Raw genomic sequence first — 16,265 nt, 5'->3', positions numbered from 1 at the left:
ACTCCGGCCTCCGGTGCGGCGCGCGCCGCACCGGAGGCCGAGGTCAGAGAACCTTGGCCAGGAACGCCTTGGTCCGCTCGTGCTTCGGCGCCGAGATCACCTCGCGCGGGTCCCCCTGCTCGACCACCACGCCGCCGTCCATGAACACGAGGTGGTCGCCCACCTCGCGGGCGAAGCCGATCTCGTGGGTCACCACGATCATCGTCATGCCGTCGCGGGCCAGGTCCTTCATCGTGTCCAGCACCTCGCCCACCAGCTCCGGGTCGAGCGCGCTGGTCGGCTCGTCGAACAGCATCAGCTTCGGCCGCATGGCCAGCGCCCGGGCGATCGCCACCCGCTGCTGCTGGCCGCCGGAGAGCTGACCGGGGTACGCGCCGAGCTTGTCGCCCAGCCCCACCCGGTCCAGCAGCTGCGCGGCGTGCTCCCGGGCCTCCGTCTTCTTGGCCTGGCGCAGCAGCACCGGGGCCTCCATGACGTTCTGCAGCACCGTCATGTGCGGGAACAGGTTGAACCGCTGGAACACCATGCCGATGGCACGGCGCTGCGCGGCCACGTCCCGGTCGCGCATCTCGTACAGCTTGCCGCCGCGCTCCCGGTAGCCGATCAGGTCGCCGTCGACCCAGATGCGGCCGGCGTCGATCTTCTCCAGGTGGTTGATGCAGCGCAGGAACGTCGACTTGCCGGAGCCGGAGGGCCCGAGCAGGCAGCACACCTCGCCGGAGCGGACCTCCAGGTCGATGCCCTTGAGCACCTCCAGCGGCCCGAACGACTTGTGCACCTGCTCGGCCCGGACCATCAACTCGGCGGCCGGCGTCTGCGGGGAAGCGGTCATGTCCGTCATTGCGCCGTCCCACTCGTGGTACTGCCGCTCTCGGCGGTCAGATTCCGCAGCCGCTGCCGGGCCCGCCCGCTGCGTCCGAACCCCTTGGAGTAGTGCCGCTCCAGGTAGTACTGCCCCACCAGCAGGACGCTGGTCAGCAGCAGGTACCACAACGTCGCCGCGACGTACATCGGGAAGGGCTGGAAGGTCCGGGAACCGACGGCCTTGAGCTGGAAGAACAGCTCCATCGACACCGGCACGAAGGCCACCAGCGAGGTGTCCTTGAGCATCGCGATGGTCTCGTTGCCGGTCGGCGGAATGATCACCCGCATCGCCTGCGGCAGCACGATCCGCCGCAGGATCTGCGCCCGGCTCATGCCCAGCGCCTGAGCCGCCTCGGTCTGCCCCTCGTCCACCGACTGGATGCCGGCCCGGACGATCTCGGCCATGTACGCGGCCTCGGAAAGGCCCAGCGCCAGCATGCCGGCGACGAAGCCGGTCAGGATGTCCACCGCGCTGAACCCGAACAGCCGGGCCTCGAAGTCGTGCAACCCGAACAGGGCGCCGATCTGCCTGTCGAACGGCAGACCGAACTCCAGCCGCGACCAGAGGATGCCGAGGTTGCCGAAGAGGATCGCCAGCACCAGCCGGGGCACCGCCCGGAAGAACCAGGTGTACACCCAGGCCACGCCGCGCAGCACCGGGTTGGGCGACAGCCGCATGATCGCGATGACGATGCCCAGGCCGATGCCGATCACCATCGACGTGATCAGCAGCAGGATGGTGCCGCGCAGCCCTTCGATGATCGGCGGGCGGAACATCTCGTCCACCATGAACGACCACTGGAACGCGGAGTTCGTGACCAGCATGTGCACGAACATCGCGACCAGCACGGCGATGACCGCCACGCCGACCCAGCGCCCGGGGTGCCGCACGGGCACGGCCTTGATCGGTTCTGGCCGTGCCCGTCCGGATGTGTCGGCCGACATGGTCAGACCGACGGGTTCAGTTCAGCGTTGGTGATGGCGCCGCCCTCGACACCCCACTTGCTGAGCGCCGCCTTGTAGCTGCCGTCGGCGATGACCGCCTGCACGGCCTCCTTGAGCACCTCGGCGAACGCCTGCTGCTCCTTGTTCACCGCGTAGCCGTAGGGCGCCGACTCGTAGATGTCGCCGAGCACCTCCAGCTGGCCGTTGCTCTGCTTCACCGCGTACGCGCCGACCGGGGAGTCGGCCAGCATGGCGTCGTTCTTGYCACTGCCCACGGCGGCGGTGGCGTCGCTCTGCGCCTGGTACTGGTCGATCTTGATGGCCGGCTTGCCGGCGTCGGTGCACTTCTTCGACCGGGCGGTGATGTCGTCGAGCTGGACCGTACCGACCTGCACGGCGATCTTCTTGCCGCAGGCGTTCTCCGGGTCCACCCCGGCCGGGTTGCCCTTCTTGGTCGCCCACTGGGTGCCCGCCGAGTAGTAGCTCACCATGTTGACCGTCTTCAGACGGTCGGCGTTGATGGTGAACGACGAGACGCCGACCTCGTACTTGCCCGAACCCACACCGGGCAGGATCGCGTCGAACGGCGCCGACTCGTACTCGGCCTTGAGACCGAGCTTCTGCGCCACCGCGTTGAACAGCTCGACGTCGAAGCCGACCACGGTCTTGCCGTCCTGGTCCAGGAACTCGGCCGGGGCGTACGTCGAGTCGGTGCCGACCTTGATCACGCCGTCGGCCTTGATGGCGTCCGGCACCTTCGCGGCCAGGTTGGAGTCGGCCGTGGCGGACACCGACGGGCCGTCGCCCGGCTCGGCCGAGTTCTCCTTCTCGCCGCACGCGGCGAGGGAGAGCAGCAGGACGGCCGCACCGGCGACGCCGAGCGCCGCCCGCCGTCCGGGGTTGGGGTGGAACATRGCTGTACTCCTTATTGCGAGGGGTCGGTCGGTCAGGCCACGCCGAGGTAGGCCTCTTTGACCGAGGGGTCGTGCAGCAGGTCCGCGCCGGTGCCGCTCTTGACGATCCGGCCGGTCTCCAGCACGTACGCCCGGTGGGCGCGCGCCAGCGCCTGCTGGGCGTTCTGCTCCACCAGCAGGATCGTGGTGCCCTGCTGGTTGATCTCCGTGATGATCGTGAAGATCTGCTGGATCAGCATCGGCGCGAGACCCATCGACGGCTCGTCGAGCAGCAGCAGCTTCGGCCGGCTCATCAGCGCCCGGCCGACCGCGAGCATCTGCTGCTCGCCGCCGGAGAGCGTGCCGCCGGCCTGCTTGCGCCGCTCGGCCAGCCGCGGGAACAGGTCCAGCACCCGGGCCAGGTCCTGCGCGATGCCGGCCTTGTCGCGCCGGGTGTACGCGCCCATGTCGAGGTTCTCCAGCACCGTCATGCCGGGGAAGATGCCCCGGCCCTCGGGCGCCTGGCACAGCCCGCGGCGGACCCGCAGGTCGGCGCGGAGCTTGGTGATGTCCTCACCGGCGAACTTGATCGTGCCGGAGGCGACCGGCCGGATGCCGGAGATCGCCCGCATGGTGGTGGACTTGCCGGCGCCGTTCGCGCCGATCAGCGCGACGATCTCCCCCTCGTCCACGGTCAGGCTGATGCCGTGCAGCGCCTGGATCCGCCCGTAGAGCAGGCTCACGTCCTCGATCTCAAGCAGCATCGTCCGGCACCCCCAGGTACGCCGCGACCACCTTCGGGTTGTCCCGCACCTCGGCGGGCAGCCCTTCGGCGATCTTCTTTCCGAACTCCAGGACCACGATCCGGTCGGTCACGCCCATCACCAGGCGCATGTCGTGCTCGATCAGCAGCACCGTCACGCCCTGGTCCCGGATCTGCCGGATGAGCTGGAGCAGCTCCTCCTTCTCCGCCGGGTTGAAGCCGGCGGCCGGCTCGTCCAGGCAGAGCAGCTTCGGGTCGGTGGCCAGCGCGCGGGCGATCTCCAGCCGGCGCTGCTCGCCGTAGGACAGGTTGCGGGCGAACTCGTGCATCCGGTTGCTGATGCCGACGAACTCCAGCAGGCGCTCGGCCTTTTCCCGGCCCTCGCGCTCCTCCTTCCAGTGCCGCGGCAGGCGCAGCAGGGCGGAGATCACGCTTGTCTTGTGGTGCGCGTCCGCGCCGACCTGGACGTTCTCCAGCGCGGTCATCTCCGGGAAGAGACGGATGTTCTGGAACGTACGGGCCATGCCCATCCGGGTGATCTGGTGGCGCTTCTTGCCACTGATCTTCTGGCCCAGGAACCGGATCTGCCCCTCGGTGGGCTGGTAGATACCGGTCATCGCGTTGAAGCAGGTGGTCTTGCCGGCGCCGTTCGGGCCGATCAGACCGAGGATCTCCCCCTTGTAGAGGGTGAAGTCCACGTCGTTGAGGGCCACCACGCCGCCGAAGCGCAGCGTGACGTGGTCGACCTCCAGCAACGGCTCCCGCTTGTCGACCGTCTCGACGGCGGGGGCCGCCGCCTGGGCCGGAACTGCCGGGGTCTGCTCGGTGTCACTCACCGACGATCACCTCCTTGCGGCGGTCCTTGAACTCCGCCGCTCGTCGCCGGTTCGGGATCAGGCCCTGCGGCCGGAAGATCATCATCACCACGAGCACCAGACCGAAGAAGAGGAACCGGTACTCGTACAGCTCGATGCCGAACAGCTCGATGCCGCGGAACCGCTCGATCATGTACGCGACCAGGCCGCCGCCGACGATCGCGCCGACGATGTTGCCCGAGCCGCCGAAGATGACGGCGGCCAGGATGATGATCGAGTTGAGCAGCTCGAAGTTCTGCGAGTTGACGAAGTTCTGCTTACCGGCGAACAACGCGCCGGCCAGGCCGGCGATGGCCGCGCCGGAGGCGAACGCCCACAGCTTGAACTTGAACGTCGGCACACCCATGAGCTGGGCGGCGTCCTCGTCCTCACGGATCGAGATCCAGGCCCGGCCGACCCGGCTGTGGGTCAGGTTCCGCACCCCGATCACCACCAGGATGATCAGCGTGAGCACCAGCCAGTAGTACGGGCGGGCGTCGAGCACGCCGAACCACGGCCGGCCGTCGGCGTACTGGCCGGGCGGGTGCGGAATCTGGTTGAAGCCGCGCTGTCCCTTGAGGAACTCGGAGCTGACCGCAGCGATCCGGATCATCTCGGCGAAGCCGAGCGTCACCAGCGCCAGGTAGTCGCCGCGCAGACGCAGCGTCGGCGTACCGAGCATGACGCCGGAGACCATGGTCAGGCCGATCGCGATCGGCACCACCGCCAGCCACGGCCACAGCGTCTTGAGGTCACTGCTCGGCGAGGTCAGCACCGCCACCGTGTACGCGCCGACGGCGAAGAAGCCGAAGTAGCCGAGGTCGAGCAGACCGGCGAAGCCGACCACGATGTTGAGGCCGACCGCCAGCAGCACGTAGATCGAGACCGTGAACATCACCTGGGTGAAGTTCGCGCCGGGCGTCGGGATCGGCCCGAGGTACTGGTAGAACTCCTTGTTCGGCAGCGCGTAGAAGAACGCGATGACCGCGACCAGCAGCACCCAGCGCACCCAGCGCGGCGCGTGGTGCCAGCGCTCCGAGATCGCGTGCCGGCCCTGCCGCAGCTTGTCCGCCGCCGTCTCCCGCCGCTCCGGCGGGTCGATGGTGGTCGTCATGCGCGTGCCCTCCCCAGTGATTCGCCGAGCAGACCGGTCGGCCGGAACATCAGCAGCACGACCAGCACCGCGAACGCGGCGAAGTCCTTCCACTGACTGCCGAACAGGCCCGCGGCGTAGTTCTCCACGACGCCGAGCAGCAACCCGCCGACGAGCGCGCCGCGCAGGTTGCCGATACCGCCGAGCACCGCGGCGGTGAACGCCTTGAGGCCCAGCAGGAAGCCGACGCTGTAGGTGAGCGTCTGGATCCGCACGTCGTAGAGCAGGCCCGCGACGCCGGCCATGGTGCCACCGGCGATGAAGACCATCAGGATGATGCGGTCCTTGTTGACGCCCATCAGCGCCGCCGTGTTGGCGTCCTGGGCCACCGCCCGGATGCCGCGGCCGGTACGGCTGCGGTTGATGAACTGGTCCAGCGCGAACATCATCACCAGCGCGGAACCGATCGTGAGCAACTGCACCGCGTCGATCGGCACCCCGGCGATGTGGAACAGCGGCTCCGAGCTGACCAGGATCGGCGCGCCCTCCGGCCGACGCCGGGTGTAGACGCCGAACGCCTCGGAGATGGCGATCGAGGCGCCGATGGCGGTGATGAGGAACGCCAGCGGCGGCGCGTTGCGCTTGCGCAGCGGCCGGTACGCCACCCGTTCGATCACCGTCGCGGTGCCCGCCGAGGCGATGGCCGCCACGATCATCGCCACCAGCAGGTAGAACAGGATCGAGCCGAGGCCGCTGACCTGCGAGTTCTGGTCGAGTCCGAATCCGTTCCAGGTCCAGATCGCGGCGAACGCGCCGGCGATGAAGACCTCGGAGTGGGCGAAGTTGATGAGCCTGAGCACGCCGTACACAAGCGTGTAGCCGAGCGCGACCAGGGCGTAGATGGCGCCCTGCGTCAAGCCGGTCGTGGTGAGTTCCCCGAAGTTGGAGAACAATCCGTCGAAGTCCAAGGGAGGGACGCTCCGTCGCTCAAGAGAAAAAGAGGGTGCGGCCGGGAGCCAGCTCCCGGCCGCACCCGCGATCACTACTCAATCGCCAGTCCAGCGATCGAACGATCAGGACTTGGGGATCTCCTGGTCCGGGACGACCTTGCCGCCCTGCACCTTGAACGCCCAGACCTTGACCTGCGCCGGGTCGAGCTCGCCGCCCTCGACGAACTTGTAGCTGGCGGCAACGCCCTCGCCGCTGTAGCCCTTCACGAACTCCAGCAGGTCGGCGCGGCTGCTCTTGCCGGCCTTGATGCCCGCCAGCAGGATGTTCGCCGCGTCGTAGGCGGTGTCGCTGTAGGTGCCCGGGTCGGTGCCGTTGAGCGCCTTGAAGTCGGCGGCGAAGGTGCCGCGCGCCTCGGTGGACGGAGCGCAGGGGCAGGTAAGGATGGTGCCCTCGGCGGCAGCCGCACCGGCGGAGGTGATGTACGCGCCGTCGTTCACGCCGTCACCGGCGACCAGCGGAGCGGTGACCCCGGCAGCGGTGAGCTGCTTACGGATCAGACCGGCCTCCTGGTAGTAGCCGCCGTAGAAGACCGCCTTCACGTTGGCGGCCTTGACCTTGGTGACCACACCGGAGAACTCGACCTGCTTGCCCTCGCCCTGGACCTTGTCGCTGCCCACGACCGCCGGGCCGAGGACCTTCTTGACCTCGTCGGCCAGGCCGGCGCCGTACGCGGACTGGTCGTCGATGACGTAGACCCGGTCGGCCTTCATCACGTTCTTCATGTAGTTACCGGCGGCCGGACCCTGGCTGAAGTCGTTGCCGACCGCGCGGAAGAACGTCTTCCAGCCCTGCTCGGCGAGGCTGGGACGGGTCGCGGAGGGGGTGATGGTGACCAGACCGGCCTCGTTGAACAGCGGACCGGCGGCCTCGGACTCGCCCGAGTAGGCCGGACCCACGACACCCAGGATCTTGGTGTCGTCGATCGCCTTCTGGGCCAGACCCGGCGCCTGGTCCGGGCTGCCCTGCGAGTCGAGCTCGGCGAGCTCCACCTTGCAGTCCGGGTTCTCCTTGTTGTACTTGTCGACGGCCAGCTTGACGCCGTTCTTCTCGTTGATGCCCAGCGCGGCCGAGCTACCGGTCAGCGCGCCGAAGAAAGCGATCTTGCTCCCGCAGGCGCTGCCCCCGGAACCCTCATCGTCGCTGCCGCTGGAACAAGCGGTGCCACCGGCGACGAGCGCCAGCATGGCGACCCCGCCGATCACGCGTGCGAGCTTCTGCCTCAAGGCCCGAACCCTCCTCCGTCCATGATCCGAACCACCCGCCGCTGATTGGCCCTTGCGGGGTGGACGAACCAAGACCGTCGTCGCCGGTCTGGGCCGGGACGTTATCCCACCGGAAGCGGTGGCGTAAGACCTGGAAAGCGGGGTTGACCGAACCGTTACACGCGGTGGCGGATTCAAGCCGATCGCCGTAAGAACCGTAGGCGGGGAAAGGCTTTCACCAACTATTCCTCGGTAACGGGCCTATCGGCGATCACCCGCTACCGATCGATGGCCGGCAACGCCCCCCACCAGGCACGGGACGTTTTCCCATCGTCGGCGACCACGAACAGCCCGTCGTCGCCGACGGCCACCGCCAGCGCCGCGTCGCCACCGTCCGGCACCGGCACCGGAGTGATCACCGGAAGCCACGACGCGCCGCCGTCACGCGACATCCAGAGCCGTCGCTGAGCCCCGTCACCGGTCACCGCGACGAGCCGCCGACCCGCCGCCGCGAGCGCGTCCACCGACGACACCCCGGGACCCGCCGTACCGAACCCGCCGACCCGCCGCCACCCCTGCGCCGCACCCGCCGAACCGGCCGACGGCGAGCCGCAGTCGTCGCACCCGCGCCACACCGCGAACCGGTCACCCACCGGCCCGAGGACCACCGGCCCGCCGTCGGCCGGCACCACCCGCTCCGCCGCCCCGGCGGCGCCCGCCGGCACCGGCAACGCCGCGCGCCGCCACACCCGGCCGTCGGCCGAGGACCACGCGAGCGGAACCCGGGCCGTACCGCCGGGCGGCAGCAACGACCCCACCACCAGCCAACCCGAGCCCACCGCCGCCACGTCGTACGCCGCCGTCCGGCCCCGGCCGTCACCGGCCAGCTCCGCCACGCCCTCACGCAGTACGAACCCCTCGGCGTCCGGCGACGCCCACACCGACGCGCCGTCCGCGCGCGACCCGGCGACCAACCACCCACCCGGCCCCGCCGCCAGCCGCGACGCGCTCACCGCGCGCGGGCCACCGAACAACTCGAACGCCGCCGGCACCTCCCGCACCGGCCCACCCGGACGCCAGACCCACGTCCCGGTACGCGGATTGCCGTGCACACCACCGGTCTTCGCACCCAGCGCCGCCATCCCGTCGTCGCGGCACGCGACCGCGTAGAGCACGTGCTGACGGCCGTAGAACGTCTGCCCGCGTACCGGGATCGGCGACCAGGTCACGCCGTCCGATGAGGACCACACCGCCGGCCGGGTCTCCCCCGCCGCGTCGACCAGCCCACCCACCACGTACCAGCGGCCGGCACAGCGCGCCGCGTCCCGGGGCACCGGGCGGCCTGCGGCACCGTCGGGAAGGGCCAGCTCCACGGCCCGCCACTCCGGGCGCACCGGCGCCGGCACGGGCAGCGGCCGCGGGGTGGCGTGACAGGCCGCCACGAGCGACGCGGCAGCGGTCACGGCGGCGAGCGCCGGCCGGACGCGCACGGAAGGCATGGACCCGATCCTATCGATCGGGCACCTTCCGGCAGGTCAGGAAGCCGGCTGCTCCACCTCGCCGCCGGCGGTCTCGGCGAGGATCCGCTCGGCGACCTCCTTCATGGTCATCCGGTGGTCCATCGCGGTGCGCTGGATCCACTTGAAGGCCTGCGGCTCGGTCATGCCGTACGTGGTCATCAGCGCGCCCTTGGCGCGCTCCACGGTCTTGCGGATCTCCAGCCGGTCGGTGAGGCCGGCGACCTCCGACTCCAGCGCGGCGATCTCCGAGTAGCGGGACAGCGCGATCTCGACCGCCGGCACCAGGTCGCTCTTCTGGAACGGCTTGACCAGGTACGCCATCGCGCCGGCCGCCCGCGCCCGCTCCACCAGGTCACGCTGGCTGAACGCGGTCAGGATGATCACCGGGGCGATGCGCGCGCCGGCGATCCGCTCGGCGGCGGCCAGCCCGTCCATGATCGGCATCTTGATGTCGAGGATGACCAGATCCGGCTTGAGCTGCTCGGCGAGCTTGACGGCGGTCTCGCCGTCACCGGCCTCACCGACCACCTCGTAGCCCTCTTCGACGAGCATCTCGGCCAGGTCCAGCCGGATGAGCGCCTCGTCCTCGGCGATCAGAACGCGCTTGCGCTCGGCGTCCGCCTGCATCTCGCCCACGAGCCACTCCCACCGGTTCGAGCCCGACACCCGCCCTGCCGGGTGTCGCCGCCCCTAGCGTAGTAGGTAACCTATGGCACGACGCGAGAGCGTCGCGCGAGCCTGTCCCCGTATTCCAACCGGTAGAGAAACGGAGCTCAAACCTCCGACAGTGTGGGTTCGAATCCCACCGGGGACACCGAAACTGTCGTACGCGCGTTCGAAGATGTCCGCGTGCATCCACCCGAGATACGCGCGCGAGCACGTCAGGCCTTCCTGTCCGGGGCCACCGTCGCGGAGGCGGCCCGCGCAGTGGGCCTCAACTACCGCACCGTCTGGCACTGGTGCAGGGATCGGCCGGAGTCGAGGGAGCACGGCACCGCGCTGCGGTGTTTCCGCTGCCGCGAGGGTGTCCGCGTTCCGACAGATCCGGCGGCCTATGCCTATCTCCTCGGGCTCTACCTGGGCGACGGGCATCTCGTGACCAGGGCACGGGTGCCGGTGCTCCGGATCTCCTGCAGTGACAGTTGGCCCGGGCTGATCGAGGCTTGCGACGACGCCATGCGGCGGGTCCTGGCGGCGAAGGTCCAGCGCGTCCAACATCCGGGCTGCGTCAGCGTGCAGAGCTACGGCAAGCACTGGCCGTGCCTGTTCCCACAGCACGGACCCGGCAAGAAGCACCAACGCCCGATCGTCCTGGCGGACTGGCAGCGCCCCATCGTCGAGGCTCAGGCGGGCGACTTCCTGCGCGGCCTCTTCCACTCCGACGGGTGCCGCTTCGCCAACCGCGTCGTCGTCCGGGAGAAGGAGTACGTCTATCCCCGTTACATGTTCCACAACGAGTCGGCCGACATCATGGGCCTGTGCCAGCAGGCCCTCGACCGGCTCGGCATCGCCTGGCGGATGAACCGCCCCAACTCCCTGTCGGTGGCCCGCCGGGAGGCGGTCGCCGCCCTCGACCAGCACGTCGGCCCGAAGTCGTGACCGGCCCGCGCCGCCGACCCGGCCGGCCGGCGGGCGTCAGATCCGCGCCAGCGCCCGCGCGAGGTCCGCCCGCAGGTCCTCCGGGTCCTCCAGGCCGACCGAGACGCGCAGCAGCCCGCCGCAGGGCTTCGCGTCACCCTCGACCGGCCGGTGGGTGAGCGAGGCCGGGTGCTGGATCAGCGTGTCGACGCCGCCGAGCGACACCGCGTGCGTGATCAGCTCGCAGGCGCCGGCGACCTCGGCCGCGGCGGGCGCGCCACCGCGTACCTCGAAGGCGAGCAGGCTGCCGGTGCCGGACATCTGGCGGCCGACCAGCCCGGCCGGGTCGTGCAGGGACGGGTGGTGGACGCGCTCGACGGCGGGGTGCCCGGCGAGCCAGGCGGCGAGCTTCTCCGCGCCGGCCTGCTGGGCGCGGACGCGCAGCGGGAGGGTCTGGATGCCGCGGTGCAGCAGGTACGCGCCGAGCGGGTGCAGGACGGCGCCGGTGACGGCGCGGACCTGGCGCAGCCGGGCGGCCCAGTCGGGGGCGCAGGCGATCACGCCGGCGAGGACGTCGCCGTGGCCGCCGATGCTCTTGGTGGCGCTGTGCAGCACGAGCGCGGCGCCGTGGCGGGCGGGCTGCTGGAGCACCGGGGTGGCGACGGTGTTGTCGACGAGCAGCGGGACGTCACCGGCGGCGTCGGCGAGCGCGGCGATGTCGACCAGGTCGAGGCTGGGGTTCGCCGGGGTCTCGACCACGACCAGGGCGGTGTCGGGGCGGATCGCGGCGGCCACGTCGGCGGGGGTGGCCCAGGTGACCTCGGTGCCGAGCAGGCCGCTGGCGAGGACGTGGTCGGTGCCGCCGTAGAGGGGACGGACGGCGACGATGTGGCGGTTGCCGTCGCGGGTGGCGGCGAGCAGGGCGGCGGTGAGCGCGGCCATGCCGCTGGCGAAGGCGACGGCCTCGGCGGTGCCTTCGAGCTGGGCGAGCGCGGTCTCGAACCGGGCCACCGTGGGGTTCCAGAGGCGCTGGTAGACGGCGCTGCCGCCGGCCGGGAGGGTGCCACCGGTGGCGAGCGTCTCGTAGTCGTCACCGCCGCCGGCCACCGAGGGCAGCGGGTTGGTGGTGGACAGGTCGATCGGCGGGACGTGGACGCCGAGCCCGGCGAGGTCGGCGCGCCCGGCGTGTACGGCTGCGGTGTCCACGGAAGTCATACAGGAAGCGTCGAACATGACGATGGCTAGAGGCAATAGCAGCGAAGAAGATTCTGGCATCCACGCTTTCGCCCAGTGGTGATTCGGTGAAGGATGGTCACATGCCTGCCGCACCGAATGATGTACGGCCGTTCGCCGGCCTGGACGACGTCGACCGCGCGATCCTCACCGAGCTGGCGGCCGACGGCCGGCTGCCGAACAACGCGCTGGCCGAGCGGGTGGGGGTGGCGCCGTCGACGTGCCTGACGCGTACCCGGGCGCTGCGCGAGTGCGGGGCGATCCGCGGGTTCCACGCCGAGGTGGACCCGGCGGCGGTGGGTCTGCCGTTGCAGGCACTGGTGTCGGTGCGGTTGACGGCGCACGAGCGGGCCGCCGTGGACGCGTTCCGGGCCCGGTCGGTGCGGCTACCAGGGGTGGTGTCGGTGTTCCACGTGGCGGGCGCGGAGGACTACGTGCTGCACGTGCGGGCCGCCTCCGGTGACGCGCTGCGGGACTTCGTCCTCGATCACCTGGCTGTCGATCCGGCGGTGCAGCACACCCAGACCAGCCTGATCTTCGAGCAGGCCCGGGGTATGGGGTAGCGCACCCGGGGGAACAATTCCGGCACGTGGCCTGTTGCACCACGCTGTGATCGACGTACCCATGTCTGTTCTTGATCTTGCCCCGGTGGCGGCGACCGGCAGCGCCGGTGAGGCGCTGCGGTACACCACGGAGCTGGCCCGCCGCGCCGAGGAACTGGGCTACCGCCGGTTCTGGGTGGCCGAGCACCACAACATGCCCGCCATCGCCAGTTCCGCGCCGGCGGTGCTGCTCGCGCACCTGGCGGCGAACACCAGCACCATCCGGCTCGGCTCGGGCGGGGTGATGCTGCCCAACCACGCGCCGCTGGTGGTGGCCGAGCAGTTCGGCACCCTGGAGGCGCTGCACCCGGGCCGGATCGACCTGGGCATCGGCCGGGCGCCCGGCACCGACCAGGTGACCGCGCTGGCGCTGCGCCGCACCATGGAGGGCCTGTCCGCGGAGCACTTCCCGCGTGAGCTGGCCGACCTGATGAACTACTTCTCCGGCGCCGAGCCGGGCCCGATCACCGCGACGCCGGGCCGCGGCCAGTCGCCGCAGGTGTGGCTGCTCGGGTCCAGCGGGTTCAGCGCGCAGCTGGCCGGCCTGCTCGGGCTGCCGTTCTCGTTCGCGCACCACTTCAGCTCGCAGAACACCATCCCGGCGTTGCAGCTCTACCGGCAGCACTTCCGGCCGTCGCAGTGGCTGGACCGGCCGTACGCGATGGTGGCGGTCAACGCGGTCTGCGCGGAGACCGACGAGCGGGCCGAGTGGCTGGCCGGGCCGGCCGGGCTGTCGTTCCTGAAGCTGCGCTCGGGGCGCCCGGAGCCGCTGGTCACGCCGGAGGAGGCGGCGGCGTACCCGTACTCGGAGTTCGAGCGGGAGTTCGTCGCCCAGCGCCGCGACGGCCAGGCGACCGGCTCGCCGGAGACGGTGGCCCGGCAGCTCGGGGAACTGCTGGAGCGCACCGGCGCGGACGAGCTGATGCTCACCACGATGGTGTACGACGTGGCTGACCGGGTCCGCTCGTTCGAGCTGATCGCCGAGAAGGTGGCGGGCGGGCTGCGCCGGGAGGGCTGAAACACGCTCTTCATAGCCACGTCACCGCAGCGTCGCGCGGGACGCATAACTTTGTCCCCGGTGGTGGTACGGCATTCCCGGTCGGGACGGGTCGGGAATGCTGCGGTGTGGTGCACCGGGTCGCCGGCGGAGCGGATTCCGCGGCCGGCGACCCGGTGCCTGTCGTTTCAGCGCAGGTAGATGTTCGGCGCGGCCGGGGTGCTCATGCCGTCGCCAAGGTAGAAGCCCGGGTGCGGCGGCTGGTTGTAGGCGGTGTTCTGCCAGGCCACCGCCACCCGGTACTGCGGGTCGTGCATCAGCGTCGGCAGCCGCAGGCCGGTGCTCACCGGCGTGCTGTAGATCCGGAGCGCGGTGCTGTCGGAGGTGCGCCAGACGACCTCCTCCCGCCAGTCGCCGAGCAGGTCCGCCGAGAGCGCCGGGGTGGACTTGGTGCCGTTGTTCGAGGCGACGCCGCTGCCGGTGAGCAGGCGGGTCTCGCCGCCGGTGCCGTACTTGTCGATCTTCGTGGCGTCGAGCAGCTCCCGGACCGGGTCGCCGTCCCACCAGATCAGGAAGTTCGCCGACGACGGCTTGCGCCCGACGTTCTGGCCCCGGGTGTTGAGCAGCCCGTCGACGGCCGACGACCAGGACTCCGCGCCCGGGCTGCCGGCCCAGACGTCGCCGGAGACGCCGCGGCCGTTGTCGCCGTTCGGCGCGGTCTGCCAGATGATCTGCCCGGTACGCGCGTCGGCCATCCAGGAGCTGGGCTTGCTGCCGTCCTCGTCGACCTTGAACACCTCCAGGCCGGCGCGGGACGGGTCGAGGTCGCCGACGTGCAGCGCGTCGCCGTGGCCGTTGCCGGTGGAGTACAGCAGCCGGCCGTTGTCGTCGATGGTGGCGGCGCCGTACACGATCTCCTGACGGCCGTCGTTGTCGACGTCGGCCACGGAGAGCTGGTGGTTGCCCTGGCCGGCGGCGGCGCCGTTGCCGGAGGCGTTCGAGTCGAACGTCCAGCGCTTGCGCAGCGTGCCGTCGCGGAAGTCCCAGGCCGCGACGACAGCCCGGGTGTAGTAGCCACGCGCCATGATCAGCGAGGGGCGCTGCCCGTCCAGGTACGCGGTGCCGGCGAGGAACCTGTCGACCCGGTTGCCGTACGAGTCGCCCCAGGACGAGACGGTGCCGCGCGGCGGGTCGTAGTCGACTGTGGACAGGGCCGCGCCGGTGCGGCCGTCGAACATGGTCAGGTACTCCGGGCCGGCGAGCACGTAACCGCTGGAGTTGCGGTGGTCGGCCGAGCCGTTGCCGATCACCTGACCGGTGCCGGAGCGGGTGCCGTCGGCGGTCTTCATGGCCACCTCGGCGTCTCCGTCGCCGTCGTAGTCGTACACCTGGAACTGGGTGTAGTGGGCGCCGGCGCGGATGTTGCGGCCCAGGTCGACGCGCCACAGCCGGGTGCCGGTGAGCGTGTACGCGTCGACGTAGACGTTGCCGGTGTAGCCGGACTGCGAGTTGTCCTTGGCGTTCGACGGGTCCCACTTGAGCACGAACTCGTAGCGGCCGTCGCCGTCGAGGTCACCGACGCTCGCGTCGTTCGCCGAGTAGCTGTACCCCTCCCCGGCCGGGGTGGTGCCGCCGGGCGGCGGCTGGATCGGCACGTCCAGGTAGCCGTTGGCGAACTGGAGCGCCGGGGCCGACGCCGCCTGCTCGGCGCCGTTCACCACGGCCCGCACGGTGTACGCGGACCCGGCCGCCGCGCCGCTGTCCAGGTACGTGGTGGCGCCGGTGATCGGGCTGGCGTTGACCTTGGTGCCACCTCGGTAGAGGTTGAACGCCACACCGGTGGTCTCGGTGCCGAGCAGCCGCCAGGAGACGAGGTTGCCGCTGCCGGAGCGGACGCTGACCAGCCCTCGGTCGAGCTTCTCCATCTGCTTCGCCCCGGCCGGCGGGTCGGTGGGCGGGGGCGTGGTTGGTGGCGGTGTGCTGGGCGGAGGTGTGGTGGGTGGCGGCGTGGTGGGCGGAGGCGGCGTCGACGGCGGCGCGCTGGTGGACGGCGCGCCGGTGCAGGCGGTGCCGTTGAGCGTGAACGCGGCCGGCACCGGGTTCGACGCGTTGTTCCACGAGCCGTTGAAGCCGAAGTTCGCGGTGCCGCCGGTGCCGATGGCCGCGTTGTAGCCGGCGTCGCGGGCGCTCACCTGCGCGCCGGACTGGCTGACCGTCGCGTTCCACGCCTGGACGACCTGCTGGCCGGCGGCGAAGCTCCAGCCGAGGGTCCAGCCGTTGACCGGGTCGCCGAGGTTGGTCACTGTCACGTCGGCGCCGAATCCGCCGCTCCACTGGTTGGTGATCCGGTAGTCGACCCGGCAGCCGACGGCCGCCGCCGCGGCGGTCATCGTGGTGAGCGCGCCGGCCGACAGGGTGAGCGCCGAGGCTGCGGCGAGCAGCGCGAGCCGGCGGCGTGGGGTGGTGAGGTGCACGGGGATGCCTTTCGCGGATGTCAGGCACGCGACGACGCCGGCCTGCCCGGACCGGCGGATACGTGCCCTGACGCGACGGGCGACGTCAACGCATCGACGTCGATGATTCGGCTCCGCGCTCCGTCAGCCTAGGTCACCGCCGGACACCCCCACAAGCGCGGCGGCGTGTGCGGGGCGGGCAGCGCGGCGGCGCGGCGTGGGCGTGGCAGCGCGGCGGCGCGGCGCGGGCGCGGCGG

Annotated in this window: 15 protein-coding genes and 1 tRNA gene; 4 read left to right on the top strand and 12 right to left on the bottom strand. The window is 70.9% G+C overall.

Translation table 11 applies throughout. The features are described from left to right. Positions 1-43 precede the first annotated feature (43 nt). From A8711_RS20190 to A8711_RS20145, 10 genes are all read right to left on the bottom strand, one after another. On the bottom strand, positions 44-832 hold the full coding sequence (locus tag A8711_RS20190; protein ID WP_369830118.1) for an amino acid ABC transporter ATP-binding protein: 789 nt from the start codon (positions 830-832) through the stop codon (positions 44-46). A 5-nt stretch (positions 833-837) separates the two neighbouring features. Continuing rightward, the gene (locus A8711_RS20185; protein WP_043329574.1) at positions 838-1,809 is read right to left on the bottom strand and encodes an amino acid ABC transporter permease; all 972 of its coding nucleotides are present in this window, start codon (positions 1,807-1,809) and stop codon (positions 838-840) included. A gap of 2 nt (positions 1,810-1,811) precedes the next feature. Beyond that, positions 1,812-2,723 carry an ABC transporter substrate-binding protein gene (locus tag A8711_RS20180; protein WP_069089065.1) on the bottom strand — a complete coding sequence of 304 codons (912 nt, stop codon included), beginning with the start codon at positions 2,721-2,723 and terminating at the stop codon, positions 1,812-1,814. 32 nt (positions 2,724-2,755) lie between these two features. Then, positions 2,756-3,466, bottom strand: a complete 711-nt coding sequence (locus A8711_RS20175) for an ABC transporter ATP-binding protein (protein ID WP_043329572.1) — start codon at positions 3,464-3,466, stop codon at positions 2,756-2,758. Beyond that, on the bottom strand, positions 3,456-4,301 hold the full coding sequence (locus A8711_RS20170; RefSeq protein ID WP_047893879.1) for an ABC transporter ATP-binding protein: 846 nt from the start codon (positions 4,299-4,301) through the stop codon (positions 3,456-3,458). Before A8711_RS20170 ends, A8711_RS20175 begins: the two co-directional genes overlap by 11 nt. Continuing rightward, positions 4,294-5,433, bottom strand: a complete 1,140-nt coding sequence (locus A8711_RS20165) for a branched-chain amino acid ABC transporter permease (protein ID WP_030503807.1) — start codon at positions 5,431-5,433, stop codon at positions 4,294-4,296. The genes A8711_RS20170 and A8711_RS20165 overlap by 8 nt, the downstream gene beginning before the upstream one ends. Continuing rightward, complete coding sequence (locus A8711_RS20160; RefSeq protein WP_043329571.1) at positions 5,430-6,380, bottom strand: branched-chain amino acid ABC transporter permease; 951 nt, start codon at positions 6,378-6,380, stop codon at positions 5,430-5,432. Before A8711_RS20160 ends, A8711_RS20165 begins: the two co-directional genes overlap by 4 nt. 105 nt (positions 6,381-6,485) lie before the next feature. Next, on the bottom strand, positions 6,486-7,646 hold the full coding sequence (locus A8711_RS20155) for a branched-chain amino acid ABC transporter substrate-binding protein (protein WP_043329570.1): 1,161 nt from the start codon (positions 7,644-7,646) through the stop codon (positions 6,486-6,488). Between the two features lie 257 nt (positions 7,647-7,903). After that, the gene (locus A8711_RS20150) at positions 7,904-9,124 is read right to left on the bottom strand and encodes a hypothetical protein (protein WP_043329569.1); all 1,221 of its coding nucleotides are present in this window, start codon (positions 9,122-9,124) and stop codon (positions 7,904-7,906) included. 36 nt (positions 9,125-9,160) lie between these two features. Continuing rightward, complete coding sequence (locus tag A8711_RS20145) at positions 9,161-9,781, bottom strand: ANTAR domain-containing response regulator (RefSeq protein ID WP_043331122.1); 621 nt, start codon at positions 9,779-9,781, stop codon at positions 9,161-9,163. Positions 9,782-9,885: 104 nt separating this feature from the next. On the opposite strand from A8711_RS20145, the gene A8711_RS20140 reads away from it, so the two are divergent. Continuing rightward, positions 9,886-9,959: transfer RNA gene (locus A8711_RS20140), tRNA-Leu, on the top strand. Positions 9,960-9,994: 35 nt separating this feature from the next. Beyond that, on the top strand, positions 9,995-10,744 hold the full coding sequence (locus A8711_RS20135) for a helix-turn-helix domain-containing protein (RefSeq protein WP_069089064.1): 750 nt from the start codon (positions 9,995-9,997) through the stop codon (positions 10,742-10,744). Positions 10,745-10,780: 36 nt separating this feature from the next. Here the strand turns inward: A8711_RS20135 and A8711_RS20130 are convergent, their stop codons facing one another. Continuing rightward, positions 10,781-11,956: a PLP-dependent aspartate aminotransferase family protein gene (locus tag A8711_RS20130; RefSeq protein WP_069089063.1), complete on the bottom strand. Its 1,176-nt coding sequence runs from the start codon at positions 11,954-11,956 to the stop codon at positions 10,781-10,783. Between the two features lie 83 nt (positions 11,957-12,039). Between A8711_RS20130 and A8711_RS20125 the strand changes: the two genes are divergently transcribed. Both A8711_RS20125 and A8711_RS20120 read left to right on the top strand, forming a co-directional pair. Next, a complete protein-coding gene (locus A8711_RS20125; RefSeq protein WP_030503801.1) occupies positions 12,040-12,519 on the top strand; it encodes an Lrp/AsnC family transcriptional regulator in 480 nt (159 codons plus the stop codon). A 61-nt stretch (positions 12,520-12,580) separates the two neighbouring features. Continuing rightward, positions 12,581-13,576: an LLM class flavin-dependent oxidoreductase gene (locus tag A8711_RS20120; RefSeq protein WP_176722840.1), complete on the top strand. Its 996-nt coding sequence runs from the start codon at positions 12,581-12,583 to the stop codon at positions 13,574-13,576. 167 nt (positions 13,577-13,743) lie between these two features. Here A8711_RS20120 and A8711_RS20115 read toward each other — a convergent pair whose 3' ends face one another. Beyond that, on the bottom strand, positions 13,744-16,029 hold the full coding sequence (locus tag A8711_RS20115; protein WP_069089062.1) for a cellulose binding domain-containing protein: 2,286 nt from the start codon (positions 16,027-16,029) through the stop codon (positions 13,744-13,746). Positions 16,030-16,265 lie beyond the last annotated feature (236 nt).

This window comes from Micromonospora sp. II, assembly GCF_001709195.1.
Taxonomy (GTDB): Bacteria; Actinomycetota; Actinomycetes; order Mycobacteriales; family Micromonosporaceae; genus Micromonospora; species Micromonospora chalcea.
Note: the sequence above shows the minus strand (reverse complement) of the source record. Positions and strands in the feature narration are given on the sequence as shown.